Source organism: Allokutzneria oryzae (assembly GCF_042429765.1).
In the GTDB taxonomy this organism is placed as follows: domain Bacteria; phylum Actinomycetota; class Actinomycetes; order Mycobacteriales; family Pseudonocardiaceae; genus Allokutzneria; species Allokutzneria oryzae.
This window is the reverse complement of the sequence record NZ_JBHLZU010000033.1, coordinates 72,848-98,322: the sequence shown is the minus strand read 5'-3', so window position 1 is coordinate 98,322 and position 25,475 is coordinate 72,848. Positions and strand designations below refer to the sequence as shown.

At 71.5% G+C, this 25,475-nt stretch carries 25 protein-coding genes; 20 read left to right on the top strand and 5 right to left on the bottom strand.

Annotated elements, in window-relative coordinates; all coding sequences use genetic code 11:
* Window positions 1-232: 232 nt before the first annotated feature.
* From ACFFQA_RS34920 to ACFFQA_RS34900, 5 genes are read left to right on the top strand one after another with little or no spacing between them, the layout of a single operon-like run.
* On the top strand, window positions 233-1,720 hold the full coding sequence (locus ACFFQA_RS34920; RefSeq protein WP_377861669.1) for a sugar transferase: 1,488 nt from the start codon (window positions 233-235) through the stop codon (window positions 1,718-1,720).
* The gene (locus tag ACFFQA_RS34915) at window positions 1,720-3,018 is read left to right on the top strand and encodes a methyltransferase domain-containing protein (protein WP_377861666.1); all 1,299 of its coding nucleotides are present in this window, start codon (window positions 1,720-1,722) and stop codon (window positions 3,016-3,018) included. The genes ACFFQA_RS34920 and ACFFQA_RS34915 overlap by 1 nt, the downstream gene beginning before the upstream one ends.
* The gene (locus ACFFQA_RS34910) at window positions 3,015-3,836 is read left to right on the top strand and encodes a sugar phosphate nucleotidyltransferase (protein ID WP_377861664.1); all 822 of its coding nucleotides are present in this window, start codon (window positions 3,015-3,017) and stop codon (window positions 3,834-3,836) included. The genes ACFFQA_RS34915 and ACFFQA_RS34910 overlap by 4 nt, the downstream gene beginning before the upstream one ends.
* A 2-nt stretch (window positions 3,837-3,838) precedes the next feature.
* Complete coding sequence (locus tag ACFFQA_RS34905; RefSeq protein ID WP_377861661.1) at window positions 3,839-4,504, top strand: PIG-L deacetylase family protein; 666 nt, start codon at window positions 3,839-3,841, stop codon at window positions 4,502-4,504.
* On the top strand, window positions 4,505-5,539 hold the full coding sequence (locus tag ACFFQA_RS34900; protein WP_377861658.1) for an NAD-dependent epimerase/dehydratase family protein: 1,035 nt from the start codon (window positions 4,505-4,507) through the stop codon (window positions 5,537-5,539). It abuts the gene before it with no gap.
* Between the two features lie 17 nt (window positions 5,540-5,556).
* Here the strand turns inward: ACFFQA_RS34900 and ACFFQA_RS34895 are convergent, their stop codons facing one another.
* A complete protein-coding gene (locus tag ACFFQA_RS34895) occupies window positions 5,557-6,099 on the bottom strand; it encodes a dTDP-4-dehydrorhamnose 3,5-epimerase family protein (RefSeq protein WP_377861655.1) in 543 nt (180 codons plus the stop codon).
* Between the two features lie 113 nt (window positions 6,100-6,212).
* Between ACFFQA_RS34895 and ACFFQA_RS34890 the strand changes: the two genes are divergently transcribed.
* Genes ACFFQA_RS34890 through ACFFQA_RS34850 form a run of 9 tightly spaced genes read left to right on the top strand, consistent with a single transcriptional unit; the run spans window position 6,213 to window position 15,590 of the window.
* Window positions 6,213-7,340, top strand: a complete 1,128-nt coding sequence (locus ACFFQA_RS34890; RefSeq protein WP_377861653.1) for a class I SAM-dependent methyltransferase — start codon at window positions 6,213-6,215, stop codon at window positions 7,338-7,340.
* Window positions 7,341-7,355: 15 nt separating this feature from the next.
* Window positions 7,356-8,300: a glycosyltransferase family 2 protein gene (locus ACFFQA_RS34885; RefSeq protein WP_377861650.1), complete on the top strand. Its 945-nt coding sequence runs from the start codon at window positions 7,356-7,358 to the stop codon at window positions 8,298-8,300.
* Between the two features lie 31 nt (window positions 8,301-8,331).
* Window positions 8,332-9,231, top strand: a complete 900-nt coding sequence (locus ACFFQA_RS34880; RefSeq protein ID WP_377861647.1) for a hypothetical protein — start codon at window positions 8,332-8,334, stop codon at window positions 9,229-9,231.
* 58 nt (window positions 9,232-9,289) lie between these two features.
* Window positions 9,290-10,654: an O-antigen ligase family protein gene (locus ACFFQA_RS34875; protein ID WP_377861645.1), complete on the top strand. Its 1,365-nt coding sequence runs from the start codon at window positions 9,290-9,292 to the stop codon at window positions 10,652-10,654.
* Window positions 10,651-11,583, top strand: a complete 933-nt coding sequence (locus ACFFQA_RS34870) for a glycosyltransferase family 2 protein (protein ID WP_377861642.1) — start codon at window positions 10,651-10,653, stop codon at window positions 11,581-11,583. Before ACFFQA_RS34875 ends, ACFFQA_RS34870 begins: the two co-directional genes overlap by 4 nt.
* On the top strand, window positions 11,580-12,386 hold the full coding sequence (locus ACFFQA_RS34865) for a glycosyltransferase family 2 protein (RefSeq protein WP_377861639.1): 807 nt from the start codon (window positions 11,580-11,582) through the stop codon (window positions 12,384-12,386). Before ACFFQA_RS34870 ends, ACFFQA_RS34865 begins: the two co-directional genes overlap by 4 nt.
* Window positions 12,383-13,843, top strand: coding sequence for an oligosaccharide flippase family protein (locus ACFFQA_RS34860; RefSeq protein ID WP_377861636.1), 1,461 nt, complete (start codon window positions 12,383-12,385; stop codon window positions 13,841-13,843). The genes ACFFQA_RS34865 and ACFFQA_RS34860 overlap by 4 nt, the downstream gene beginning before the upstream one ends.
* A gap of 51 nt (window positions 13,844-13,894) precedes the next feature.
* On the top strand, window positions 13,895-14,941 hold the full coding sequence (locus ACFFQA_RS34855) for a glycoside hydrolase family 6 protein (RefSeq protein ID WP_377861633.1): 1,047 nt from the start codon (window positions 13,895-13,897) through the stop codon (window positions 14,939-14,941).
* Between the two features lie 49 nt (window positions 14,942-14,990).
* Entirely contained in the window at window positions 14,991-15,590 is a 600-nt protein-coding gene (locus tag ACFFQA_RS34850) for a DUF1707 SHOCT-like domain-containing protein (RefSeq protein ID WP_377861630.1), read from the top strand.
* 222 nt (window positions 15,591-15,812) lie between these two features.
* On the opposite strand, the gene ACFFQA_RS34845 is transcribed toward ACFFQA_RS34850, so the two are convergent.
* Together ACFFQA_RS34845 and ACFFQA_RS34840 are read right to left on the bottom strand one after the other, a co-directional pair.
* Window positions 15,813-16,919 (bottom strand): glycosyltransferase, encoded by a 1,107-nt coding sequence (locus tag ACFFQA_RS34845; RefSeq protein ID WP_377861628.1) that lies wholly within the window; start codon window positions 16,917-16,919, stop codon window positions 15,813-15,815.
* Window positions 16,916-17,668, bottom strand: a complete 753-nt coding sequence (locus ACFFQA_RS34840) for a WecB/TagA/CpsF family glycosyltransferase (protein WP_377861626.1) — start codon at window positions 17,666-17,668, stop codon at window positions 16,916-16,918. The genes ACFFQA_RS34845 and ACFFQA_RS34840 overlap by 4 nt, the downstream gene beginning before the upstream one ends.
* A 101-nt stretch (window positions 17,669-17,769) precedes the next feature.
* Between ACFFQA_RS34840 and ACFFQA_RS34835 the strand changes: the two genes are divergently transcribed.
* Both ACFFQA_RS34835 and ACFFQA_RS34830 read left to right on the top strand, forming a co-directional pair.
* On the top strand, window positions 17,770-18,402 hold the full coding sequence (locus ACFFQA_RS34835) for a GNAT family N-acetyltransferase (protein ID WP_377861623.1): 633 nt from the start codon (window positions 17,770-17,772) through the stop codon (window positions 18,400-18,402).
* On the top strand, window positions 18,399-19,745 hold the full coding sequence (locus ACFFQA_RS34830) for a glutamate-1-semialdehyde 2,1-aminomutase (protein WP_377861619.1): 1,347 nt from the start codon (window positions 18,399-18,401) through the stop codon (window positions 19,743-19,745). Before ACFFQA_RS34835 ends, ACFFQA_RS34830 begins: the two co-directional genes overlap by 4 nt.
* Here ACFFQA_RS34830 and ACFFQA_RS34825 read toward each other — a convergent pair.
* Window positions 19,637-20,962: an acyltransferase family protein gene (locus ACFFQA_RS34825; protein WP_377861616.1), complete on the bottom strand. Its 1,326-nt coding sequence runs from the start codon at window positions 20,960-20,962 to the stop codon at window positions 19,637-19,639. The genes ACFFQA_RS34830 and ACFFQA_RS34825 overlap by 109 nt on opposite strands.
* Before the next feature lie 185 nt (window positions 20,963-21,147).
* Between ACFFQA_RS34825 and ACFFQA_RS34820 the strand changes: the two genes are divergently transcribed.
* A complete protein-coding gene (locus tag ACFFQA_RS34820; RefSeq protein ID WP_377861613.1) occupies window positions 21,148-21,927 on the top strand; it encodes a DsbA family protein in 780 nt (259 codons plus the stop codon).
* Window positions 21,924-22,742: a cytochrome c biogenesis CcdA family protein gene (locus ACFFQA_RS34815; protein ID WP_377861611.1), complete on the top strand. Its 819-nt coding sequence runs from the start codon at window positions 21,924-21,926 to the stop codon at window positions 22,740-22,742. Before ACFFQA_RS34820 ends, ACFFQA_RS34815 begins: the two co-directional genes overlap by 4 nt.
* On the opposite strand, the gene ACFFQA_RS34810 is transcribed toward ACFFQA_RS34815, so the two are convergent.
* Window positions 22,731-24,008, bottom strand: a complete 1,278-nt coding sequence (locus ACFFQA_RS34810; RefSeq protein ID WP_377861608.1) for a hypothetical protein — start codon at window positions 24,006-24,008, stop codon at window positions 22,731-22,733. The genes ACFFQA_RS34815 and ACFFQA_RS34810 overlap by 12 nt on opposite strands.
* A gap of 305 nt (window positions 24,009-24,313) precedes the next feature.
* Between ACFFQA_RS34810 and ACFFQA_RS34805 the strand changes: the two genes are divergently transcribed.
* Together ACFFQA_RS34805 and ACFFQA_RS34800 are read left to right on the top strand one after the other, a co-directional pair.
* Window positions 24,314-24,817 carry a DUF3145 domain-containing protein gene (locus ACFFQA_RS34805; protein WP_377861605.1) on the top strand — a complete coding sequence of 168 codons (504 nt, stop codon included), beginning with the start codon at window positions 24,314-24,316 and terminating at the stop codon, window positions 24,815-24,817.
* Between the two features lie 41 nt (window positions 24,818-24,858).
* Window positions 24,859-25,449 (top strand): hypothetical protein, encoded by a 591-nt coding sequence (locus tag ACFFQA_RS34800; RefSeq protein ID WP_377861602.1) that lies wholly within the window; start codon window positions 24,859-24,861, stop codon window positions 25,447-25,449.
* The last annotated feature ends 26 nt before the right edge of the window (window positions 25,450-25,475 follow it).

The window sequence follows — 25,475 nt, the reverse complement described above, 5'->3', positions numbered from 1 at the left end:
TCGGACGATGGCATATGCTTTCTTGAATTGATTACCTTTGCGCGGCGACGGGGTGTAATTGCATGCCGCGGCGCGTGAGTCGTGTGGGCGGAAAGTCGAAGCGGGGTCGGCTTTCCCGTTAATTCCCAACGACATCGCGCTGCGCGCTTTTGAAGGGTCTGACCTGGGCTTTTCATGGAAAGTTACACCTCGGAGCGCTCTAGGTGTGTGGCGTGGACCACTGAGGTGAAAAGTGACATCCGTTTTGCCTGGAACGTCAAAAGCAAATACATCGTTCCATGACAACCCCGCGTTACAACTTTCGAAAAATACGCTCGGTTGGGAACAGCGCTACCAACGGTCGGTCATCGTCTCCGACATCTGCGCGGTCGCGGCCGTCTCCACTCTTGTGGCCGTGGGCGTCGCCGTCAGCGGTAGCGCCCAGTACACGCCGCCGACGCTGACGCTGCTCGGGGTGGGCTCCGGCTCGGTCGCGGCGATGGTGCTGCCGCTGTGCCGGGCCTGGGACGTGCGCGTGCTCGGCCAGGGGCCCGAGGAGTTCCGCAGGGTCGGGCGGGCCGCCGTGATCGCGATGCTGGCCCTGTCGGTGATCGCGCTGGCGCTGCGCCTTGACGAGGTGCGGCCGTGGGTGTTCGTGGGCATGCCCGCGCTCGCGGTGGCGGCGGTCTCCCAGCGCTACCTGCTCCGCAAGATGCTGCACGCGCGGCGGCGGGACGGCAGCTGCCTGCTGCCGGTGCTGGCCGCGGGCACCGTCGACGCGGTGCACGACCTGATCAAGAGAACAAGAGCCGACTCCCACCTGGGCTGGCGGGTGGAGGCGGTGTGCACGCCCGACGGCCTCGGTCTCGGGCAGGTCGCCGAGGTCGACGGGGTGCCGGTGGTCGGCAACCTCGACGAGCTCGTCGAGCGCGCCCGCCTCGGCGGCTACCGGGTGGTGGCGGTGGCGCCCGCCCCCGAGTGGACGCCGCACCGGGTGCAGCGGCTGGCCTGGGACCTGGAGGGCAGCACCGCCGAGCTGGTGGTCACGCCCGCGCTGATGGAGGTCGCCGGGCCGCGGCTGCACGTGGCCCCGGTGTTCGGCCTCACCATGCTGTGGGTCAGCGCGCCGACCTTCAGCGGCATCCCGCGCCTGATCAAGTCGGTGATGGACCGGATCGGCGCGCTGGTGCTGACCGTGCTGCTCGCGCCGGTGCTGCTGCTGATCGCCGCGGCGATCAAGCTCGGCGACGGCGGGCCGGTGTTCTACCGGCAGTACCGCGTCGGCAGGGGCGGCCAGGCGTTCCCGATGCTCAAGTTCCGCTCGATGGTGGTCGACGCCCACCGGCTCAAGCACACCCTCGCCGGGGTCAACCAGGGCTCCGGCCCGCTGTTCAAGATGCGCCGCGACCCGAGGGTGACCCGGGTCGGCGCGGTGCTGCGCCGCTACTCCCTCGACGAGCTGCCGCAGGTGCTCAACGTGCTGTTCGGCTCGATGTCGCTGGTCGGCCCGCGCCCGCCGCTGGCCGAGGAGGTCGCAAGCTACGGCCAGGACGCGCGGCGCAAGCTGCTGGTCAAGCCGGGCATGACCGGGTTGTGGCAGGTCAGCGGCCGCAGCGACCTCTCGTGGGAGGAGTCGGTGCGCATCGACCTGCGCTACGTGGAGAGCTGGTCGCTGTCCATGGACCTGGTGATCCTCTGGAAGACGGTGTCGGCGGTCGTCGGCGGCAAGGGAGCGTACTGATGAGCATCACGAGCCTGAGCAGCTCGACCGGGGTCACCGAGCCGCTGAGCCGGCTCGGCAGCAGCACCTCCTGCCGCCTGTGCGGCGCGCGGGAGCTGCACTCCGTGCTGGACCTGGGCGCGAGCCCGCCGTGCGAGCTGTTCCTCACCGAGGCGCAGCTCGACGAGCCGGAGCCGACCTTCCCGCTGCACCTGCGGGTGTGCGGGCAGTGCCTGCTCGCGCAGCTGCCGCCGCTGATCAAGCCGGAGGAGACCTTCACCGAGTACGCCTACTTCTCCTCCTTCTCCACCTCCTGGGTGGAGCACGCGCGCCGGTTCGTCGAGTCGGCGACCGCGCGGCTGGGCCTGGACGCGGGCTCCTTCGTCGTCGAGGTCGCCAGCAACGACGGTTACCTGCTCCAGCACGTGGTCGCCGCGGGCATCCGCTGCCTGGGCATCGAGCCGTCGGTCAACGTGGGCGATGCGGCCAGGGAGAAGGGCGTCCCGACGGTCACCGAGTTCCTCGGCCCGGACACCGCGAGCCGGATCCGCGCCCAGCACGGGGCCGCCGACCTGGTGGTGGCCAACAACGTCTACGCGCACATCCCGGACGTGCTGGGCTTCACCCACGGGCTGCGCGAGCTCGTGGCCGACGACGGCTGGGTCTCGATCGAGGTCCAGCACCTGCTGACCCTGATCCAGCAGACCCAGTACGACACCATCTACCACGAGCACTTCCAGTACTACACGGTCGCCTCGGCGCAGCGCGCGCTCGCGGCGGGCGGCCTCGAACTGGTCGACGTGGAGCTCGTTCCGACGCACGGCGGCTCGATCCGCTTGTGGGCCAGGCCGTTCGGCTCCGGTTCCGCGGTCACCCCCGCGGTGGCCGAGGTGCTCGCCGCCGAGAGCGCGGCCGGGCTGCACGAGGTCGACGGCTACGCCCGGTTCACCCAGGACGTCCAGCGGTCCCGGTGGGAGCTGCTCGGCTTCCTGGTCGACGCGGCGAAGCAGGGCAAGACCGTGGTCGGCTACGGCGCGCCCGGCAAGGGCAACACGCTGCTGAACTACTGCGGCGTCCGGCCGGACCTGCTCGGCTACACCGTCGACCGGAACCCGTACAAGCACGGGCGCTACACCCCCGGCACGCGCATCCCCATCCTCCCTGTTGAGCGGATCGCCGTGGACAAGCCCGACTACGTGCTCGTCCTGCCGTGGAACCTGCGCGAGGAACTGACCGCGCAGCTGAGCTATGTGGGCGAGTGGGGTGGCCGCCTCGTCTTCCCCGTCCCGACTCTTGAGATCGTTGAGGTTGGCCGATGAAGGTCGTTCTGTTCTGCGGCGGGTACGGCATGCGGATGCGCACAGGCTCCGCGGACGACCTGCCCAAGCCGATGCACCCGGTGGGCCCGCGCCCGCTGCTGTGGCACGTGATGCGCTACTACGCGCACTTCGGCCACACCGACTTCGTGCTGTGCCTCGGTTACGGCGCGCAGTACATCAAGGACTACTTCCTGAACTACTCCGAGGCCGCGTCCAACGACTTCGTGCTGCGCGACGGCAAGGTGGAGCTGCTGTCCTCCGACATCAGCGACTGGACGATCACCTTCGTCAACACCGGCCAGGACTCGCCGATCGGCGAGCGGCTGCGCCGGGTGCGCCACCTCGTCGAGGACGAGGAGATCTTCCTGGCCAACTACGCCGACGTGCTCACCGACGCGCCGCTGGACGACATGGTCAACCGCGTCCGCACCACCGGCGCCGCCGCCTCGATGATGGTGGTGCCGCCGCAGTCCTCCTTCCACTGCGTCGAGCTGGGCGAGTCCGGCAAGGTCTCCGGGATCACCCCGGTCAGCAGCCTGCCGTTGTGGGAGAACGGCGGCTACTTCGTGCTGCGCCCTGAGGTCTTCGACCACCTGCCGCCGCACGGCGACCTGGTCGAGGACGCGTGCGGCGCACTGGCCAAGCAGGAGCGGCTGATCGCCTACCCGTACCGCGGTTTCTGGCAGCCCGCGGACACGGTGAAGGAGCGGGCGGCGCTGGAGCGCGGCTACGCCGTCGGTGACCGCCCGTGGATGCTGTGGGAGGCCGAGCCCGAGCCCGCGGTCGCCGAGGTGATCCGGCTGAGCGGGGTGCGCTGACCGTGCTCTCCCTCGTGCCGGACCAACTCGGCAGCGTGGTCGCGCTCGGCGCGCACTGCGACGACATCGCCATCGGTGCTGGTGGCACGCTGCTGGCCGCCTGCGCCGCCTCGCCGGGCCTGAAGGTCACGGCGCTGGTGCTCAGCGGCGGTGGCACCAAGCGCGAGGAGGAGGAACGCGCAGCACTGGCCGCGTTCTGCCCCGGCGCCGAGCTCGACGTCGAGGTGCTCGACCTGCCAGACGGGCGGATCCCCGCGCACTGGGACCGGGCGAAGGAAGCCCTGGAGTCGTTGAGCCGCAAGGTTTCCCCGGATGTGGTGATCGGTCCCGCCAAGCACGACGCGCACCAGGACCACCGCGCGCTCGCGCGGCTGGTGCCCAGCGCCTTCCGCGACCAGCTCGTGCTCGGCTACGAGATCGTCAAGTGGGACAGCGACATGGCGCAGCCGGTCGCGTTCGTGCCGCTGGCAGCGGGCACGGCGCTGCGCAAGGTCGAGCTGCTGGACGCCTGCTACCCGTCGCAGCGCGCGCGGGACTGGTTCGACGCCGAGACCTTTCTCGGCCTTGCCCGGATGCGCGGGGTGCAGTGCCGCTCCCGCTACGCCGAGGCCTTCTTCGTGGACAAGGTGGTGCTCGGGGTGAGCACCACAGCTGGAGGGATGGGTTAGATGCGTGTCCTGCTGACCGGACACCAGGGTTACCTGGGCAGCGTGATGGCGGTCCGCCTGGCCGAGGCCGGGCACGACGTCGTCGGGCTGGACTCGGGGCTGTTCGCCGACTGCGTGCTCGGACCGGCGCCCGCCGACCCGCCGACCATCGCGGTGGACCTGCGGGACGTGAGCGTTGAGCAGCTCACCGGTTTCGACGCCGTCATCCACCTCGCCGCGCTGTCCAACGACCCGCTCGGATCCCTCGCGCCGTCGCTGACCTACGACATCAACCACTTCGCCTCGACCCGCCTCGCCCGGCTGTCACGCGCCGCCGGTGTGCGCCGTTTCCTTTACGCCTCAACGTGTTCGGTCTACGGAGCGGCGGGAGAGGAGCTGGTCGGCGAGGACGCTCCGCTGCGTCCGGTGACGCCGTACGCGGAGAGCAAGGTGCGGGTGGAGGACGACCTCGTCCCGCTCGCCGACGACAGCTTCAGCCCGGTCTTCCTGCGCAACGCGACGGCCTTCGGCTTCTCGCCGCGGCTGCGCGCGGACATCGTGCTGAACAACCTGGTCGGTCACGCCGTGCTCAGCGGTGAGGTCCGGGTGCTCTCCGACGGCACGCCGTGGCGTCCGCTGGTGCACGCCAAGGACATCGCGGACGCGTTCCTGGCCGCACTGGTCGCGCCGCGCGAGGCCGTGCACTGCCGCGCCTTCAACGTGGGCATGGCGGAGAACAACCTGACGGTGGCGCAGATCGCCGCCGCGGTGGTCGACGCGGTGCCCGGCTCGAAGCTGGTGATCACCGGGGAGGCGGGCGCGGACCCGCGCTCCTACCGGGTGGACTTCTCCCGCATCGGGGAGCACCTGCCCGCCTACTCTCCACAGTGGACTGTCGCGGCGGGCGCCGCGGAGCTCCACACCGCTTACACCGAGCACGGGTTGACCGAGCACGCGTTCACCAAGCGGTTCACCCGCCTCGCGCGGCTTGCCGACCGGCAGGCCGGTGGCAGCCTCGCGCAGGACATGCGGCCGGTGGGTGCTCCGGTCCCGTGAACACCGTCCTCCCCGAGTCAGGAAGCCGCCAGCAGCGCCGCCCAGGAACCCGCGGCGGCGTCCCTGGCGCTGACCAGGCTCACCTCGGCAGGCCACGCGATCGCCAGGTCCGGGTCGTCGTAGCGCACCGCGACGTCCTCGGCGGGATCGTGCGGCCGGTCGATGCGGTAGCAGACATCGGCCCAGTCGCTGAGCGCCTGGAACCCGTGCAGCAGGCCCGGCGGCACGTAGAGGTGCCGGAAGGACTCGTCGTCGAGCAGGAACGCCTCGTGGCGGCCGAAGGTCGGCGAGTCCGGACGCGCGTCCACGAGCACGTCGTGCACGGCTCCGCGCGCGCAGCGGACGAGCTTGGCCTCGCCACGCCCGCTGCGGCCGTGCATGCCGCGCAGCACGCCCTGCCGGGACCGCGACTGCGAGTCCTGGGTGAAGGCGTCCGGGTCCAGTCCGTGCGCCCGCGCGATCTCGGTGTCGAAGGTGCGCGTGAACAGTCCGCGGTCGTCGTGGTGCGGAGTCGGCGTGAACACCAGGACTCCGTCGAGCGTCGTCGTCTCAACCAGCACTCGCCCATCTTTCCCCCCGTTTCGGCCTTGGCATTCACCCGGTCCGGTGTGGATGTAGCGAAACCGGGGAAGAGGGCGATGGGGCCGATGTGCGCGTGGGCGAGGGAGTGCTGATGAGCGAACCGGTGTGCCGTGCCTGCCGCGGGCGGGACGGTCAGATCGTGCTCGACCTGGGGCGCCAGCCCGCGTCGGACCACTTCCCCCGGTTGGTCGAGCCCGGCCCCGACGCCAGGCACCCGTTGCAGATGTGGCTGTGCGCGGGGTGCGGGCTGGCGCAGCTGCTGACCGACCCCACCGTGCCGGAGGAGCCCAGAGGCGCCGAGCCCGCCGCGCTCGTCGCGCAGGCCCGCGACGCCGTGCACCGGGTCTCCAGGGCCGGGCTGCTGCCCGAGGGCGCGCGCGTGGCCGAGTACGGCAGCCCGCACGGCGGGAGCTGGCTGGCCATGCTGCGCGAACGCGGGCTGCGGCCGGTGGAGGGCGGCGAGGCCGACGTGATCCTGGACTGCTTCGGCATGATGCACTGCCCCGACCAGGCCGCCGCGCTCGCCGAACGCGCGGCCCGGCTCAGCCCCGAGGGCGTCCTGCTCCTCCAGTACCACTCGCTGGCCACGATCATCCGATGTGGACAGTGGAACGCGTTGCGCCACGGGCACTACGCCTACTACTCCACGACGGCGCTGACCGCGATGCTCGCCAAGGCGGGACTCGCCGCCCGCACGGCGTGGACCTTCGACCTTTACGGCGGCACAGTGCTGCTCGCCGCCTCCCGCACCGGGGTGGCCGAGCCGGACGGCATCGTCCGCGCGCTGCTCGCCGAGGAGGAGGCGATGCGGATCACCGAGCCGACCCGCCTGCGCGCCCTCCAGGACGAGGCCGCCGCGACCGCCGACGCGCTGCGCCGGTACCTGACCGAGCAACGGCAGGCCGGGCGCCGCGTGCTCGGCTACGGCGCCGCGTCGCGCGCGGTGGCGCTGCTGTGCCGCGCAGGCATCGACAGCGTGTTGTTACCGGCCATCGCCGACGCCGCGCCCGCCAAGCACAACCGGCGGATGCCCGGCAGCGGTGTCCCCGTCATCTCCCCAGCGGAGCTGGTCGCCGCCGAACCCGACGTCGTCCTGCTCTTCCTGCCCGACCTGGCCACCGAGGCCAGGACGGCGCTGCCCCAGATCGAAGCCAACGGTGGCCGTTGGGTGATCGCCGAGCCACGGCCAGACCCACTCGCCCCGCTTTCCGCCGCCTAACCCCCAGGACGTGCCATGGACCACCAGATACCCCGACAGGCACCGCCGCTGACCGGGCGTGCCCCCGTGCCCGTCGCCGTCGGCCTGCCGGTGTACAACGGCGAGCCGTACCTCGCCTCGTCGCTGAAGTCGCTGCTCGCCCAGACCGGCGTCGACTTCGAGCTGCACATCGCCGACAACTGCTCCACCGACGGCACCGAGGAGCTGTGCCGCGAGCTCGCCCGCCGCGACAAGAGAGTGGTCTACCACCGCCGTCCCCGCAACGTCGGCGTGACCGCGAACCACAACATGCTCGTCAACGAGGTCAACAGCCCGTACTTCACCTGGGCCGCCTCCGACGACGCCTACGCGCCGGACCGGCTCCACAAGCTCTACGAGGCGCTGAGATACCGCTACGACGCGGTGCTGTCGTTCACCTCCGCCACCCAGATCGACAGCAGTGGCAAGGTGATCGGCGGCTGGGACGACGTCTGCAACACCGACCACATCGACCCGGTCCTCCGGCTGCGCGACCTGATCGCCAAGGAGCACGAGAACTACCACTGCTACGGCCTGTTCCGCCGCGAGGTGCTGCGCAAGACGCAGCTGCTGCCGCCGGTGAAGAACAACGACCGCATCCTGGTGGCCGAGCTGGCGCTGCACGGACCTTTCGTCGAAGTGCGGGAAAGACTTCTGCTGCACCGTCTGCACGAGCGCAGGCTCACGCAGTGCACCTCGCAGCGCGAGTGGTACCGCACCCAGCGCACCGATGGTCGCAAGATCGTTCTACCCAATGTGGAGGAGGCGGGCTGGTACGTCCGGGCCGTCAAACGGTCTCCGCTGTCCGCCACCGACCGCGGACGTGCCATGCTCGCGTTGTACCCGTGGTTCCGCGCGAACGCGGTGCCGATGGCGCGCAACGTGGTGAAGGCGGCGGTCGACGGAGCCCGCATCGCGGTCGCGGGAAAACCGCGCCTCTGACGAAGTCTCGAAAGCAATCGGAGAGAACAACGTGGACGCTCTGGACTTGCTGCGCACGCTGCGCAAGCGGTGGGCCTTGGCCGCCGTGCTGCTGGTGGGGCTGGTCGCCCTGCTGACGAGCGTGGCGTTCCTGGTCCCGCAGCAGTACCGGTCCAACGCCAGCATGCTCGTGCTGCGCGCGCACGGCGGTACCGACCGCAACCCGTTCGCCGCCGTCGACCCCGCGCAGGGGCAGGCGGCGATCCTGCTGCTGAAGGTGGTGAACACCCCGCTCGCGCGGCAGCGCATGGTCGAGCAGGGCGCCACCGCGGAGCTGGAGATCTCCAATGAGGGCGGGGGAACCGTCGCAGCGGACAGCCCGTTCATCACGGTCATCGCCACCGGGGCGACGGCGGACTCCGCGCGCACCACGGCGGAGATCGCGATGCGGGAGATCCGCGGCGAGCTCAAGCGCAGGCAGGACGAGATGCGGGTGCCGCAGGACCAGCAGCTCACGCTCACCGACATCATCCCGTCGGACACGATCAGCACGACCCGCTCGGGGCAGCTGCGCGCGTTGGCCATCACCGGTGGTGTCGGCCTGGTGCTGCTGCTCGGCATCGTCGTGCTGGTCGACCGGGCCCAGCAGCGCAGGACCGATGCCCCGTTCGCCTTGGCCCGCAAGCGTTCCGGCTCCGAGCCCGCGCCGGAACCGGAGCCCGAACCGGTCGACCCCGAGCCCTCGCTGCAACAGGCGGCGGAGCTGGCGCAGGCGGCGCGGGTCGCGGTGGAGAAGGTGAAGCAGGCGTCGCGGTCGGGCTCCAACACCGGACCGCTCGCCCTCGCCGAGGTGGGCAACGCTCCCGCGATCGACCGGCCCACCGACGTCCTGGGCATTCGCTACCAGCCGGAGCGGTTGGACGACCGGGTCGACGACAAGGCCACTCGGTGACCTCGGCGGGCTCCGCCGGTAACCGATCGAGACGCCGCCGGCGGGCGGAGGGGTCGTCGTGATCGCCGGGGTGGCCGAGCGGCTTGCCGCGATCCGCGACGCCGGACAGCCAAGACCGCGGCGGCCGCCACGCCGGAAGCCGCGGGAGTTCTTCGCCACCGTTCCGGCCCACTACCTCCTCGTCGCGGTCGCGTTGTTGTTGCTGGCGTTGCCGCAGAACAACGTGATCGCAGGGGTCGGTGGATCGCTGACGCCCGCCCGGCTGGCCGCCGCGGTCTGCCTGATCTGGTGGCTCGTCGCACGGGCCGCGGGCGGGATGGGGATGCGGATCGGGGTGAACCCGGTCCGCACCACCGTGTTGGGCGGGACGGTGGTGCTGCTGGGCGCCCACGCGCTGGCGTTGGGGATCGGCGCACCCGACGAGATCCTCGGCGGGGCCGACCGCGGGTGGATGCTCCACGCGTTGTGCGTCGGAGTAGCGCTGCTGGCGTGCGACGGGCTGAACGGTCTCGGCGCGTTGCGTGCGGTGCTGGGCGCGATCGTGCTCGGCGTCGCCGCGTCCGCCTTCGCCGCCGTCGCGTACTTCGCGGTCAAGGTGGACCTGCGCGCGATGACCGCGTTCCCCGGCCTTGAGGTGCAGGGACTCGGCACGATCGACCTCGAACGCGGCGGGCTTGAGCGTGCGATCGGCTTCGCCAACCACCCCATCGAGCTCGCCGCGATGTGCGCGTCCGCGCTGCCGCTCGGGCTCTACCTGACCCGCTTCGCCCGCTATCGCCCGCTGTGGTGGGGCTGCGCGCTCGTGCTGGTCGCGGGCATCGTCGTCAGCATCTCGCGGACCGGGCTGCTCGGGCTGGCCATGATCGGGCTCTTCCTGTTGCCGCGGCTGGGAGTCGTGCGCTGGCTGATGGGCGCGGTCGTCGTCGCGGTGTTCGGCGCGCTCGCCGGCGTGGCCGAGCCCAAGGTGTTCTCCGTGCTGAGCCAGACCGTCGCCGGGTCCAGCAACGACTACAGCGTGTGGAGCAGGCTGGCGGACTACGAGTACGTCGGCGCCAGGCTCGCGGAGCGCCCGTTCAGCGGACAGGGCTTCGGGACCTACGTGGCGCCCCCGCAACCGTTCCTGGACAACCAGTACCTGCTGACCGTGGTGGAGTCCGGAGTGCCCGGCCTGCTCGTGCTCGTCGCACTGCTGCTGGTGCCGGTGTTCTCCGCGCGCGCCGCGTGGGTTCGCCTGGGCCGCAAGGGAACCAACCCGGAGCTGCGGGACGCGGCGTGGGCCGTCGGCTCGGCGCTTGCCGTCGCCGCGATGTGTTTCGCGACCTTCGACGCACTGGCCTTCCCGCAGTTCCAGGGCCTGACCTTCTTGTTGATCGGCGTCGCGGGCGCGGTGGCGTCCTGGGAGCGGGCGGAGACCTCGTCATGAGACCACCAGTCGTGATCGCCGTGGTCACCTACAACTCCGCGCACGATCTTCCCGGGCTGATAGACGGCCTGCCCGCCGCCTTGGCGGGCGTGTCGTCGTGGCGTGTCGTCGTCGCGGACAACGCCTCCTCCGACGGAAGTGCCGCTGTGGCGAGGAAACTGCTGCCAACGGCGGAGGTGGTGGAGACCGGCGGCAACCTCGGCTACGCGGCCGGGGTGAACGCGTGCATGGCGCGCGCGAAGGACGGCGAAGCGCTGTTCGTGCTCAACGCCGACGTCCGGCTGGAACCCGGGTCGGTCGCCCGCCTGCTGGACGCGTTCGAGGATCCCCGCGTCGGCGTCGCCGTACCCGAGGTGACCCGCCCGAGCGGTGAGCCGGAGCCGACACTGCGGCGTCGGCCCACGCCGCTGCGGGTGCTCGGCGACTCGGTGCTGGGCCGTCGCGCGGTGGCTTTCCCGTTGCTGAGCGAGGAGATCCCGGTCGGCAGCCACGAGCAGCCGGACTGGGCGAACGGAGCGACACTGCTCGTCTCGCCGCGGGTGTGGCCGCGCGTCGGGCCCTGGCGCGCTGAGCTCTTCCTGTACTCCGAGGAGGTCGACTACTGCCTCCGCGTCAAGGACGCCGGCTGGTCGATCCGGCAGGTCAAGGGGGCTCGCGCCGTTCACAGGGGCGGCGAAGTGGCTTCGGCCCCGGCGTTGTGGGCGCAGCTCGTCACCAACCGCGTGGTGCACGCGGCACGGTGGAACGGCGCCGTTGGCGCGCGAATCGTGTGGGGCGCACTGGTTGCGGCGCAGGTTGCCCGACTGCCACTGCGGCGCGGGACGCACCTCGCCGCGCTGCGGGCGTTGCTGTCCGGTCGGCAGGCGCTGCTGGCGGGGCGGCCCACCAATCCCGCCGCGCCGTCAGACTTCGATGGGGAGCGGCGATGAGCCGGGACTACGGGTTGTTGCCGCCTGCGGCGAAGAAGCTGCTGCGGCGAGCGGTCGGCAGGTATGTGGTCGGCGAGCGCTGGTGGGCGGTGAAGTTCTCCAAGGAGCGCGCGGGCGCGTTCCGGGCCGAGCAGCGCGAGGTCGCCCGGCTGGCGCGGCTGCACACGCCGACCGACGCGCTGGTGACCGTGGTCGTGCCGACCTACAAACGTGCGGACGGTCTTCGTGAGGCCGTGCGCAGCGCCTTGGCGCAGACCGTCACCGACATCGCCGTGATCGTGGTGGACGACGGAGGCGGCCAGGTCGACGGGCTGCCGAAGGACCCGCGGCTGACCGTGCTCCGGCTCTCGCGCAACCACGGAAGCCCGGGGCTGGCGCGCAACGTCGCGCTCCGGCTGAGCCGTTCGCCGTTCGTCGCGTTCCTCGACGACGACAACACCTGGCGGCCGGACCACCTGGAAACCGCGTTGCCCGCGCTGGAGTCCGCCGGGCTGGTCTACACCGACCTGCACCGCAGACGGCCCGACGGGTCCACAGTGGACGTACTGGGGCGGGACTTCGACCGCAGGGAGCACGCCGACACGGCGTGGGTCGACGTCAACGCCGTCGTCGCCAGGCGAGTGCCCTGGCTGCGCTTCGACCCGTGGGCCCGTCCCCGCTGGGTCCATCCGAGAGAGGACTGGGAGTTCGTGCACCGCGTGTCAGCACGCTCCTCCGTGACGCACCTGCCGGTGGTCACCGTGGACTACACCGTTCACGCTGGCAGCTACTTCAGCGACTGGTCGCGGGAGGCGCTCGGGTGAGCGGCAACGCCCCGGAGGTCGAGGCCGCCCCCCAGGCAGGGCTCGCCGGACGCTTCAAGCGCGGACTGTGGCTGAGCCTGCTCAACACGCTGCTGTCCCGCCTCGGCACGTTCGCGATGGGCATCGTGCTCGCCCGGCTGCTCGCGCCGGAGGAGTTCGGTCTCTACGCCACGGCCCTTGTCGTGCAAGGACTTCTGCTCACCTTCAACGATCTCGGAGCCGCGGCGTCGGTGGTGCGCCGCTCGGGCGACGTCCGGCCGCTGCTGCCGACCGCGTGGACCATGTCGGTGCTCGGCGGCATCGTCGCCTTCGGCGCCTGCGCGGTGAGCGCGCCCGCGCTCTCCAGCGCGCTCGGCAGTCCCCACGCGACGGAGATCGTGCGGTTCCTGGCGATCAACGTGCTGCTCGACGGCTTCGCCGCGGTACCGGGCGCGATGCTCACCCGGGAGCTGGCCCAGGCGCGCAGGCTCGTCGCCGACCTCGCAGGCAGCGTGCTCAACCTGGCGTTGACCGGCACGCTCGCCTTCCTCGGCCACGGCGCGTGGTCGCTGGCGATCGGCCACGTCAGCGGCACCGCGCTCGTCGTGGTCCTGCTGGTGGCGCTGAGCGGGCAGTGGCCGCGCTTCGGCTTCTCCAAGGAGCACTTCGCCGAGGTCGGCGGCTACGGCGCGTCGGTGGTGGCGTCCTCGATCCTGGTGATGCTCGCGCAGAGCGTGCCGCAGGTGGTCACCGGCAGCGTGCTCGGCGCGACCGCGCTCGGCTTCTTCTACCTGGCCAACAACGTGGCCAACTGGCCGGTGTCGATCGTGTCCACCACGGTGGAGCGGGTCGCGCTGGCCACCTTCTCCCGGGCCCGCGAACACGGCTCCGACCTCGACCGCGCGGCGGCGGGGGTGATCGGGCTCGTCGGCGTCGCGGTGATGCCGGGCGGGGTCGCGCTGGCGCTGCTGGCCGAGCCGATCGTCGACGTCGTCTACGGCGCCCAGTGGGGCCCGGCCGCGATGGTGCTCGCCGGACTGGCCGTCGCCGCGGTCGGCAGGGTCTTCGCCGACCTCGCGTTCCACCTGCTGCTCGCGGTGGGCGCGCCGCTGTCCTCCGCGCTGATCCAGCTGTGGTGGCTGCTCACCCTGGTGCCGGCGACGGTGGTCGCCGCGCGCCTGTGGGGCCTGGCCGGGATCGGCTGGGCGCAGGCGGCGGTCGCCCTGCTCGTGGCGGTCCCGGTGCACGCGTGGGGGCTGCGCAAGGCCGGGATCAGGGTTTCCTCCCTAGTTCGGGGGATCGTCCCGCCGTCGCTGTCCGCAGCCGCGACGGGGGGTGGGCTCGTCCTGGTGCGGGCCTTCTCGCCCTCGCCGCTACTGAGCGTCGTGCTCGGTGGCGTGCTCACCGGCGGCGTGGTCGCTTTCGGGTGGTTTCGATACCGCCACACCTTGGACGAGGCGCTCGCCGTCGCCGGGTAGAAGTTCCCGTTCGGACGTACGCTTTTCCCTGGTGAGAGGTGGTGGCTTGGGGTGCGGAGAAAAAGCAAGGCCCGGTTACTGACGGCGCTCGCGGCCGTCCTGGTGGTGCTGACGGCGTGCACGTCCGACCCGGCCGTGGAGCCCACGCCGGAGCGCTCCGACCGCGGCTCCTCGCGCGCGCCTGTCCCCGGGCCGCTCCCGCAGCCGATCCCCAGCCCTTTCCAGGGCGCCAAGTTCTTCTACGTCGATCCCGAGGCCAACGTCGTCAGCTGGCTGCGCGCCAACAGCGGCGACGCGCGCGCCGGGGCGATCGAGGACCGCCTCGCCCGCCAGCCCACCGCGCGCTGGATCGGGCCGGGGGAGAACACCGAGCGGCGGGTCTCGACCTTCGTCGCGGGCGCCTACGCCAGCGGCCAGCTGCCGGTGCTGGTCGGCTACAACATCCCGAACCGCGACTGCGGCAGCTTCTCCGCGGGCGGTGCCCGCTCCGCCGACGAGTACCTGCGCTGGGTGGACGTGGTGGCAAGGGCCATCGGCGACCGGCCGGCCCTGATGCTGCTGGAGCCGGACGCCGTGATCCACCTGCAGTGCCTGGACGACGCGGGCAGGCAGGAGCGCAAGCGGATGCTGACCACGGCGGTGGCCACGCTCAACCGCTACGCCACATCGACCTGGGTCTACCTCGACGGCGGGGACGGCGTGCACAACCCGGCGGAGCGGGTCGCCGCCGGGCTGGCCGAGGTCGGGCTCGGCGGGGGCGCGAGGGGCTTCGCGGTCAACGTCTCCAACTTCAACAGCACCGACGACGCGGTCGAGTACGCGGGTGAGCTCAAACGCATCCTGCGCTCCCGCTACGGCATCGACGCGGGTTTCGTCATCGACACCAGCCGCAACGGCAACGGGTCCGACGGCAGCTGGTGCAACCCGGGCGGGCGTCGGCTCGGCACCGCGCCGCAGGTCGGCGGGCCGGGCGGCGCCGACGCGCTGCTGTGGGTGAAACGCCCGGGGGAGTCCGACGGCGACTGCGGCGTCGGCAAGGGCACGCAGTCCGGCGCGTTCTACCCCGAGCTGGCCATGAAGCTCATCAACGGCGACTGATCGGTAACAACGTTCACGCGCGCCGCACCGACCCGCTAGCCTCGGCGGCATGAATGACCAGCCCGAGTTGCGGGTCGGCGACATCGAGCGGGAACAGATCGCGCAGCTGCTCAACCAGGCCGTCGGCGAGGGCCGCCTGACGCTGACCGAGTACAACGAGCGCGTTGGGCTCGCCTACGCCGCACGCACCAGGGGCGAACTGGACCTGGTCGTGGCCGACCTGCCGGTCACGCGCCCCGCCGCCGCCCACCAGAACCTCCCGGTCAGCTACGAGGAGGGCACCGGGAAGCGCCAGTGGGCGGTCGCGGTGATGAGCGGCGCGGTGCGCAACGGCCGCTGGCGGGTGGAGTCGGATATCAGCGCCCTGGCCATGATGGGCGGAGTGGAGCTGGACTTCCGCACCGCGGTGTTCACCTCCAAGGTCACCACGATCACCGCGGTCGCGATCATGGGCGGCATCCAGATCACGGTCCCGCCCGGCGTGCGCGTCGAGGTGGGCGGGTTCAGCTTCATGGGCGGCAAGGACGTCAACGTCGACGAGGACTCGGTGACCCCGGACTCGCCAACGATCCGGATCAACGGCTACGCGCTCATGGGCGGCATCGAGATCGTCACCAAGAACCCCAAGCGCAAGCAGATCAAGGACTGACCCCCGCCACACCCCGCCACACCCCGCGCGACCCCGGCCATCGCCCCACCCGCCCTCCCGGTCGTTTCGCGTTTTGTCACCTTGATGCGCAAGAGAGCGCTCCCTTTTCGCATTAAGGTGGCAAAACGCGAGGAAGGGGCTGCGGTGGCGGAGGGCGACCGACGGTGTGGTGTCGCGAACCGGGGCTGCGGTGGTGCGGTCGTACCGCCGCGTGGGTGGCGTTCAGAAGGCCTGGGCCAGGGTGGCGGCGGTGGTGCTGCCGTCGTGGCGGGCCACCCAGGCTTTGACGTCCACAGTGGACTCTCCGGCGCGCCAGGCCGCGACGACCTCCGCCGTCGCTCGCGGGCCGTCCGCGACCAGCCAGGGGCCGTCGGGGTCCACGGCCGCCGCGAGCTGCGGGGGCACCACCGAGGCGCGGCCGTACTCCGCCGCCTCCAGCATCTTCACGCTGATGCCCGTCGACGCGCCGAAACGCGGCACCACGACCAGGCCGACCCGTCGGTAGAAGTCGGCCTCCTCGGCGACCCGGCCGAGCGCCGTCACGCCGGGGCGTCCCGCGTAGGCCTCGGTCCCGTTGCCCGCCAACACGTAGGGCACGTCCTGGCCGAGCCGGTCCAGCTCCGCGCGCACCGGGCCGGTCAGCGCCTCCAGGGCACGCTCGTTCGGCGGCCAGCTCGCCTTGCCGATGAAGCCCAAGGCATCCGCTTGCTCGTCAAGTGGTTGCTGGATCAGGGGAAGCGGCAACGCTGACGCGCCGACACCCCAGCCCCGCAACACGAACGCGTCGGTTCGGGACAGCGTGAAAACCTTGTGCGGCAACGCCAGCAGCCGTCGCTCCGCGCGCGGCAGCCGCCACGTCTCGCCCAGCAGCCGCAGCGGTCGCGGTGAGTGCTCCACCGCGATCGTCGACTCCACGTTGTGCGCGATGTGCGCCGCTACGGGCACCCCGGCCGACTCGGCGAGCAGCAGGCCGGGCCAGCCGCTGGTGACCACTTTCCGGCCCGCCGCCCGGCGCGCGAGCAGCGCCGCTGCCCGCCGCCAGCCGGGGAAGACGGTGAACTTCCGCGCCAGGTACGGCTGCGGGCTGGTGAGCATGCCGCCCGCGACCCGCAGCAGCCGGGCGCGGTCGCCCCGCACCTCCAGCGGCACCGAGCCCGCCGAGTGGCAGCGCACGCCCTCGTCGTCCCAGCTGCCCTCGTCGCCGGTCACGCACACCACGTCCACGTCGTGGTCCCGGCGCAGCACCGCCAGCAGCCTCCGGTCCACCCAGCCGCTGCCGCCGAGCTCCCGCCTGCCCAGCGGGTACGTGGTCACAAAGCAGATCTTCACGAGCTCCTCCGGAGGCCGAACCGCTCGGCGAGGACCCTGGCCAGGAAGAGCGGGTTGCCCACAACGTAGCGCTGGAACAGTCTTCGCGGTTCCCGGGCCAGTCGGTACGCCCACTCGACGCCCGCGCGCCGCATCCACGCCGGAGCGCGCTCGACCTTGCCCGCGGTGAAGTCCAGGAAGGCGCCGACCGCGACGCCCACCCTCGCGCCGGTCGCGGTGAGGTAGCGGTCCAGCCACAGCTCCTGCGCCGGGTTGCCCATCGCCACGACCACCACCTCCGCGCCGCTGGCCCGGATGCGGCCGACGACCGCTTCGGTGTCGGGGGAGAAGCCGTGCTGAGTCCCGACGATCTTCAGGCCGGGAATGGCCGCCGTGAGCTTCGCCGCGGCCGTCTCGGCGATGCCGGGCTCACCGCCGAGCAGGTAGACCGCCGCGCCGAGGTCGGCAGCCACGCGCAGGATCTTCGGTGTGAAGTCGGTCCCGTTCAGGTTGGCAGGAAAGCCGTCCCCGCGCAGCCGTGCCGCGATGGCCAGGCCGGAGCCGTCGTTGAGCACGAGGGCTGCCTGGTCCAGCACCCGCCGGTAGCTCGCGTTCCCGCAGGCCAGGTTCATCGAGTGCGCGTTGGCGTAGGCGACCAGGGCGGGCTCGTGTCCCTCGAACAGCCGCTTGACTTCGTTGATCGCCGCCTGTTCGTCCAGCTTGGCGACGCGCACGCCGAGGATCGGCACTGTCGGGATCTCCGCTCGCATGTAACTATCTTGCCGCCCGTGCCGATGGGAAGTGCGATCGCCTTGTCCGGCAATGAGTTTTCGGCTGAAGGTTGTCCCATGTGCACTGTTGGCGTCGCGCGGTGAACGCTCGCTTCCTGGTGGGCGCGGTCGCGCGCAGGATCAGGCCGGAGAGTCCCGGCTGGCCCGTGGTGCTCGGACCGGAGCTCGACCGTGGCCGTCGCACCCGGCTGCGCCCGCCGCGCGCCGACGACGCCACCGCCTGGTCACGGGTGGTGCGTGCGGACCGCGAGCAGCTGGAACCGTGGTGGCCGACCAGCGGGCAGGCGTGGGCGGAGCGCACGGCGGAGCCGCGCTGGCGGGAGCGGGCGTGGGCCGCGCGCCGCGCCGCGCGCAAGGGCTACTCGGTCCCGCTGGTGATCGAGGTGGACGGCCGCTTCGGTGGTGAGATGAGCCTGGACCGCCTCGACCGGACGCAGGGCACGGCGGAGCTCGGCGCGTGGATCGCCTCGGAGTTCCGTGGCACCAGCGTCGCCCAGCGGTCGCTGCGGATGATGATGCGGCACGCCTTCGGGCCGCTCGGGTTGCGGCGGGTCGTCGCCCCGGTCGGCGTCGGCAACCGCGCCGCCGCGCTTGTGTTGGCGCGTAACGGTTTTCGCAAAGAGGGTGTGATGCGGCAACACATGCACGTCGGGGGAAGACTGGTCGACCACCAGCTGTGGTCGCTGCTGCCGGGGGATGTGGACTGGCTGTGAGCGCCAACGGTTTCCAGCGCTCCGCGCGTCTGCAGGCCCGTCTGCACGAGATCGTTCCCGGCGGTGCGCACACCTACGCCCGCGCCTCCGACCAGTACCCCGAGCACATGACCCCGGTGCTGGAGCGAGGCAGCGGCGCGCACGTCTGGGACGTCGACGGCAACCGGTTCGTCGAGTACGGCATGGGGCTGCGCGCGGTGACCCTCGGGCACGGCTACGAACCGGTGCTCGCCGCGGTCCGCGATGCCATGTCCAACGGCGTCAACTTCACCCGGCCCACCGCGCTCGAACTCGCCGCCGCTGAGGACTTCCTCACCGGTGTTCCCGGCGCGGACATGGTGAAGTTCGCCAAGAACGGCTCCGACGCGACCACCGCCGCCGTCAAGCTGGCGCGCGCGGCGACCGGCCGCGCCAAGGTCGCGATCTGCGCCGACCAGCCGTTCTTCTCCGTAGACGACTGGTTCATCGGCACCGCGGGCATGAACGCGGGAATCCCGGAGGCCACGCGCGAGCTCACGGTGTCCTTTCGCTACAACGACCTCGGATCGCTGCGCGAGCTCTTCGACATCCACAATGGACAGATCGCGTGCGTGGTACTCGAAGCCGCGAGCGCGTTGCGGGAGCCCGAACCCGGCTTCCTCGAAGGCGTTCGCGAGCTGTGCGACCGCGAGGGCTCCGTCCTGGTCTTCGACGAGATGATCACCGGCTTCCGCTGGTCGGCCGGTGGCGCGCAACAGGTCTACGGCGTGCGGCCGGACCTGTCGTGCTGGGGCAAGGCGATGGGCAACGGGTTCCCGATCGCCGCGCTGGCGGGCAAGCGGGAGCTGATGGAGCTCGGCGGGCTGCGCACCGACGCGGCCCGCGTCTTCCTGCTGTCCACCACGCACGGTCCGGAAACCGCCTCGCTGGCGGCGTTCCGGGCCGTTGTCCGCGCCTACCGGGAGACCGATCCGGTCGGGGTGATGGAGCGGCAGGGCGCGGTGCTCGCCGACGCGGTGAACGAGCTCTCCCGCGAGCTGGGGACGTTCCCGGCCGTCTCGGTGATCGGCAGGCCGTCGTGCCTGGTGTTCACCACGGCGGATGCCGAAGGACGCCCCTCGCAGGCGTACCGCACGCTGTTCCTCCAGGAGCTGCTGCGGCACGGCGTCCTCGGCCAGTCCTTCGTGATCTCCGCAGCGCACACCGATGCCGACGTCGAGCACACCGTGACCGCTGTCCGTGCGGCGCTTGAGGTCTACGCGAAGGCGTTGGACGCGGGGACCGTCGACGGGCTGCTCGACGGGCGCCCGGTCGCTCCGGCGTTGCGGTCCCACGCCGCGCCACGGCGCTTGCCGGACCGCTGAACGAACAGCACCGCGACGCCCACCGCCATCGTGATCACCGCTGCCCGCGCGTCGGCGTTGGTCAGGTCCAGGCCGTAGCGGGTGGCTTCGCGGACCCCGTAGGCGGTGACGAGCAACCCGAGCAGTGGCCATCGTGAGTCCACAGTGGGCAGTGCGGCCTCGGCCCTGCGCACCACGCGCAGCACGCCGAGCAGCGCGATCGCGCTGGCTCCCAACCACACCGGGCGCGACAGCCACCAGCTCACGCCGAGGTCCGGCAACAGCGCTTGGGGAGCCAACAGCGCCACGCCCAGCAGCATCGCCCCGGCGGGCAGGTGCCACAGGTACACCGACATGACCGCGGGGTTGGCGCGCTTGATGAAGCGTCGCGGGCGCTCACCGGAGAGCTTGCGACCCGCCCACGGAGCGACCAGCGCGAGCGCGCACACCTGAGCGAACGCCAGGACCAGCATCGCCAGCGTCGGCGGAGCGAGGTTGGACACCGGGACGTCGGGCAGGCCGATCATGCTCGGCGGGTACGGGCCCACGAACACCATCACCAGCATCACCGCGACCGCCACCGCGATGAGCGAAGCGAGCTCCCGCCGGGTGAAGCGCGCGAAAGCGCCTCGTGCGTAAGCGATTCCCAGCTGGTGCGCGGTCAACCAGACCAGCACGAAGTTGATGTCGCCGCCGATGCCGATGTCGGCGACCAAGCCCACCGTGGAGAACCGGACCCCGTCCACAACGGCCACTCCACCGGCGAGCACGAGCGGCACGGCCGGCCCGAAGCGGTCGTGCATGCGCACCATCAGCGGGGCGAGGCACACCACGACCAGGTAGATCGCCAAGAACCACAAGGGTTTCATCACCTGAGCGCCGACCGTGGCAAGTGGCTGCGCGCCGAACGACGCGCCGAGGGTGCTCACCGCCGTGAACAGCGCGACCAGGGGCAGCGCGGGAACCACCAAGCGCATCGCCCGCTTGGCGAGGAAGGACTCCCCGCGCGCCCGCGCCGCGTCGACCCCGGCCGTGTTCGCGTAGCCACCGGCGACGAACACCAGCGGCATGACCTGGAACAGCCAGGTCAGCGCCCAGACGACCGGTCCGGCGAGCGCGATCCCGGCTCGCACGGTGCCGTTGTCCCACGTGACGTAGGCGCCGAACCAGTGCACGAACACGACCAGCGCGACTGATCCGATCCGCACGGCGTCGATCACCGGGTTGCGTTCTCTCATGGGTTCCCCTCGGGCCTGAAGACCTGCTCCTGCCCAGGCTGACGAGAAGCGGGGCCGAAACAGATCTGGCGAGCCTCCGACCTGGGCTTGGGGCAGCCCCAGCGCGGGGGTGGGGCCTGCCATACCCCCGGGGCCCGATGGGTACGGTGCAGGGGCCTGGCCTGACGCCACACAGATGAGGACAAGTGAGCACGCACACCAACGCACCGCAGGACCCGGACTTCACCGCCTCCAAGCCCGACCAGCGCGTGCCAGTGAGCCGCTGGCTGGTGCCCGCCCTGGTGGTGGTCGCGCTGGTGGCGCTGGTCTACGTCTCGGCGGGGCGCGACGGCGGTTCTCAGGAGACGGCCGCCGCACCCGTGGTGCCGACCGTCTCGGTGCAGCCGCGCGACGACGGCACCACCGGCACCATCGACGAGTCGGTCGCGCGCCGCAAGGAAGGCGACCCGTACGCGATGGGCCGGGTCGACGCCCCCGTCGTGCTCGTCGAGTTCGCCGACTACCGCTGCCCGTACTGCGTGAAGTTCGCCACGGACACCAAGCCGGAGCTCATCCGCCGCTACGTCGACAACGGCACCCTGCGCATCGAGTGGCGGGACTACCCGATGTTCGGCGAGGAGTCCGAGAACGCCGCGCTCGCCGCCCGCGCGGCCGGCAAGCAGGGCAAGTTCTGGCCCTACCACGAGCTCGCCTTCGCCGAGGCCCCGCGCCAGGGCAGGGCCTCGTTCCCGCGCGAGCGCCTGGTCGAGATCGCCAAGCGCGTCGGCGTCGCCGACCTCAAGCGCTTCGAGACCGACCTCGCCGACCCGGCACTGGCCGAGGAGATCCGCGCGGACATCGCCGAGGGCCGAAGGCTCGGCGTGACCGGAACGCCCGCGTTCGTCCTCAATGGACGGCCGTTGGTCGGCGCCCGCCCGCTCGACGAGTTCGTCGCCGCGATCGAACGCCTCAAGAACACGCGATGAACGTCGAGGTCGGCTACCTCGGCGCGCTGCTCGGCGGGGTTCTCGCCCTGGCCAGTCCGTGCTCGGCCTTGCTGCTGCCCGCCTTCTTCGCCTACGCCTTCGAGAACCCCAAGCGGCTGCTCGCGCGCACCGGGGTCTTCTACCTGGGACTGATCACGACCCTGGTCCCGCTCGGCGCGGCGTCGGCTGCTCTCGGCGGGCTGTTCGCCGAGCACCGGGGCACGGTCACCCTCGTGTCGGGAATCGTGCTGATCGCACTCGGTATCGCGCAGATCCTCGGCAAGGGTTTCGGCTCACGCCGAGCCCAGGAGGCCGCCGCCCGCATCAGCATCGGCTCGGCCGCGTCGGTCTTCGCGCTCGGCGCGGTGTACGGGCTGGCGGGTTTCTGCTCCGGACCGATCCTCGGCGCGGTGCTCACCGTCGCGGCCGCCGGTGGGGATCCCGTCTACGGCGCGGTCCTGCTCGCGGTGTACGGCCTCGGCATGGTGCTGCCGCTGTTCGCGCTGGCGTCGTTGTGGGAGCGACTGCGGCTGGGGCAGCGGACCTGGTTGCGCGGCAAGGAGATCAAGCTCGGTCCGCTGCGCGTGCACAGCACGACGCTGATCTCCGGGCTGTTGTTCGTCGGGATCGGTCTGCTGTTCGTCCTCACCGAGGGAACAGCCGGGTTGACCGGACTCCTCGACGTGGACACGGAGTTCTCCATCGAGGTCTGGTTGCGCGGCCTCGCCGACTCGGTGCCGGACCTCGCGGTGATCGGCGTGGTCGCGGTGGTCGCGGCGGTGGTGTTCGTCCTCCGCCGCCGGTCAGCCCGGTAGCGGCAGCCGCAACGCCCGGTCGGCGATCCCGCGCAGCGACACGTCGTCCGGTGTGGACGGTGCGCCGATCCACACGACCTGCACGACGCGCACCCGCTTGGTGTCCCGGGAGGACGCGAAAGCGGCTCCGTCGAAGGAGACCGGGCCGTTGGTCCACCCCTTGCCGGAGGTCACCAGGTCGCTGACCGCGCCGGTGCCGGGAGTGTCGGCGAGCTTCTGGAAGTCCGCGGCGTCGGCGGGGTCGGTGAAGCTGACCACCGCGATGGACACGGCCGCCCGCCGAGGTTCGGAGACCTCGAACAGCGAGCGGATCAGCCCGGAACACGGATGCGCGTCGAACCAGGTCTGAACGTCCCCATAGGACTCCCGCGCGCAGTTGGTCGCCTTCTCGTTGCCCTTCGGGGTGAAGTCCAGGTCATCCACAGTGGACGGTGGAGTGGTGGTGACGACCGGGGACTGCGCGACGGGCCGAGGGACGCTCCCGCAGGAACGCGCCACCGTGATCACCAACACCGCCACGGCCAGCAACGTGACCCCGGCGATGCTCAACCGCGCCCACAGCGGCTTCCGCGGCGGGCGAACCGGAACCGGCTCCTCCCGCTCGATGTCCTGGTAGCGGGGGATCAGCGCGGTGCTCGCGGTGGCGAGGTCGGCGGAGACCGCGTCCGGGAAGCCCTCCAGGATCAGCTCACCCGCGCGCACCGCACCGGACTCCTGGTGCAGCGCGCCGATCAGCCCGCGCGCCTGCTCCGCCGTGCACGGGTGGTCGCCGATCGCCAGCTCGCGGACCGCGGCCAGCAGCGAGGACGGCTTCGGGTACAGCACCCGGACACCGCGGTGGATGTCGGCCGTTGGCTGGATGACCCGCTCCACGTACGGCCCGACGGCGATGATCGTGCACACCGGCAGCGGTTCGGCGCGAACCGCCTGCAGCCGCGCGGTCACCGCGCTCGTGGCCGCCAGCGCCTCGTCGGCGGGGCTGCGCGCCCCGTCGTGCCGGGTCAGCGGCCAGCCGTCCACCTTCCACTGGTCCCGCAGCGGGGCCTCCAGGCGCAGCGCGGGACTCGGCAGGTCGACGCCGACCACCACCAGCACGGCGCGGGGCAGCACGATGAGCGCGTCCAACGGCCGCGTGCAGCCGGGCGGAGTCACTCCGAGCAGGGCGAACCCGCCGAGCACCGCGGTGCCGTCGCCCCATGCGGCCAAGGCGGCGCGGACGTCCGCACCGACCTTGGTCGGCTCACCGCCGAGCCGAACCAGCCGCACGGCTCACCTCCAGAAGCATTGAGGAGACTGTTCGCGGCACACACGGTAGTCTCGGTCACCCCGACCGGTGATCCCGGCCGTCCGATCACGGTGCGCGGTCGGGGGTGGTGGTCGCAGCGGGCAGTGATAGCCCGTCCGCAGCAAAGGTCTCAGGTGGATGACGCTGTCTGTCAGCCACATTGGTTCTTATGGCGCACCGCGGCGGTTCGGGGCAAAATGACGCCATGTGATCGCCGGGCGGTCACCTGCTGGAGCACTGACAGGGCGTAGGGGAAGACGTCCCTCGTCAGCAGCGGAGGTCAGCAGTGAGCAACCGGGGCATCACCAGTGGCGTTGTGTACGTCCACTCGTCGCCGTCCGCGGTCTGTCCGCATGTCGAGTGGGCGATTTCGGGCACCCTGGGCGTCCGTGCTGACCTCAAGTGGACAGCGCAGCCCGCCGCACCGGGACAGCTCCGGGCGGAGTGCGCCTGGACGGCCGACGCCGGAACGGGCGGCAAACTCTCCTCGGCACTGCGGGCGTGGCCGATGCTGCGCTTCGAGGTCACCGAGGAACCCAGCCCCGGCGTGGACGGCGAGCGCTTCTGCTACGCCCCCGGCCTCGGCCTGTGGCGGGCGCGCACCAGCGCCAACGGCGACATCGTGGTCAACGAGGACCAGCTGCGGAGCCTGGTCGCGGGCAACCGCGGCGTCGAGGCGATCGCGCACCGCGCCTCCGAGCTCCTCGGCTCGGCATGGGACGACGCGCTGGAGCCGTTCCGCAGGGCGGGCGACGGCGCCCCGGTCACCTGGCTGCACCGGGTGGGCTGAGGTGGTGCGGGGCGGCCTCGCCGATGTGGCACGCTGGTGTCGTGCCGGTGAGGACGTCGAACAACGCCGGGCAACGCTGGTTGCTCCCGGTGGTGCTGGTGGCCGCCGTGCTCGCGGTGGGCGTCGGCCTTGGCATCCGTGAGCTGTCCAACCGCCAGCCGGAGACACAGGTCGCTTCGGTGCTGCCGCCGGAGACCTCCTCGCGCAACCCGGCCAACCGGCCGGGACCGGACACGGTCCAGCTCACCGCGGACGCCGCGGGCCACCCGCACGCCGAGGAGATCCGCGAGCTGCTGCAACGGCACTTCAGCGCGATCAACCGGGGGGACTACGAGGTCTGGAAGACCACCGTGGTCTCCGCGCGCGTCCAGGAGATGCCGCCGTCCAAGTGGCGCGCGGAGTACGAGTCCACACAGGACGGAAGCATCTACGTGCACCGGGTGGACACGACCTCGGGCGGCGCCCTGCGGGTGATGCTGTCCCTGGTGAGCGTGCAGAGCCCGAACAAGGCCCCGCCGGAGCTGCGCGCGGACTGCATCGTCTGGCACGTGGTCTACCCGCTGGTCCAGGACAGCGGCAACTGGAAGATCAACCACGGCCTCTACAACAGCTCCCGCAACGCCCGCTGCTGATCCCGCTCTCCCGCGTCACCCCTGCG

Coding starts and splice junctions, on each gene's coding strand:
- ACFFQA_RS34910 (WP_377861664.1), top strand. CDS start 3,015: ATGAAGGTCGTTCTGTTCTGCGGCGGGTACGGCATGCGGATGCGCACA.
- ACFFQA_RS34865 (WP_377861639.1), top strand. CDS start 11,580: ATGAGCCGGGACTACGGGTTGTTGCCGCCTGCGGCGAAGAAGCTGCTG.
- ACFFQA_RS34825 (WP_377861616.1), bottom strand. CDS start 20,962: ATGAGAGAACGCAACCCGGTGATCGACGCCGTGCGGATCGGATCAGTC.
- ACFFQA_RS34915 (WP_377861666.1), top strand. CDS start 1,720: ATGAGCATCACGAGCCTGAGCAGCTCGACCGGGGTCACCGAGCCGCTG.
- ACFFQA_RS34815 (WP_377861611.1), top strand. CDS start 21,924: ATGAACGTCGAGGTCGGCTACCTCGGCGCGCTGCTCGGCGGGGTTCTC.
- ACFFQA_RS34890 (WP_377861653.1), top strand. CDS start 6,213: ATGAGCGAACCGGTGTGCCGTGCCTGCCGCGGGCGGGACGGTCAGATC.
- ACFFQA_RS34870 (WP_377861642.1), top strand. CDS start 10,651: ATGAGACCACCAGTCGTGATCGCCGTGGTCACCTACAACTCCGCGCAC.
- ACFFQA_RS34885 (WP_377861650.1), top strand. CDS start 7,356: ATGGACCACCAGATACCCCGACAGGCACCGCCGCTGACCGGGCGTGCC.
- ACFFQA_RS34900 (WP_377861658.1), top strand. CDS start 4,505: ATGCGTGTCCTGCTGACCGGACACCAGGGTTACCTGGGCAGCGTGATG.
- ACFFQA_RS34840 (WP_377861626.1), bottom strand. CDS start 17,668: ATGCGAGCGGAGATCCCGACAGTGCCGATCCTCGGCGTGCGCGTCGCC.
- ACFFQA_RS34850 (WP_377861630.1), top strand. CDS start 14,991: ATGAATGACCAGCCCGAGTTGCGGGTCGGCGACATCGAGCGGGAACAG.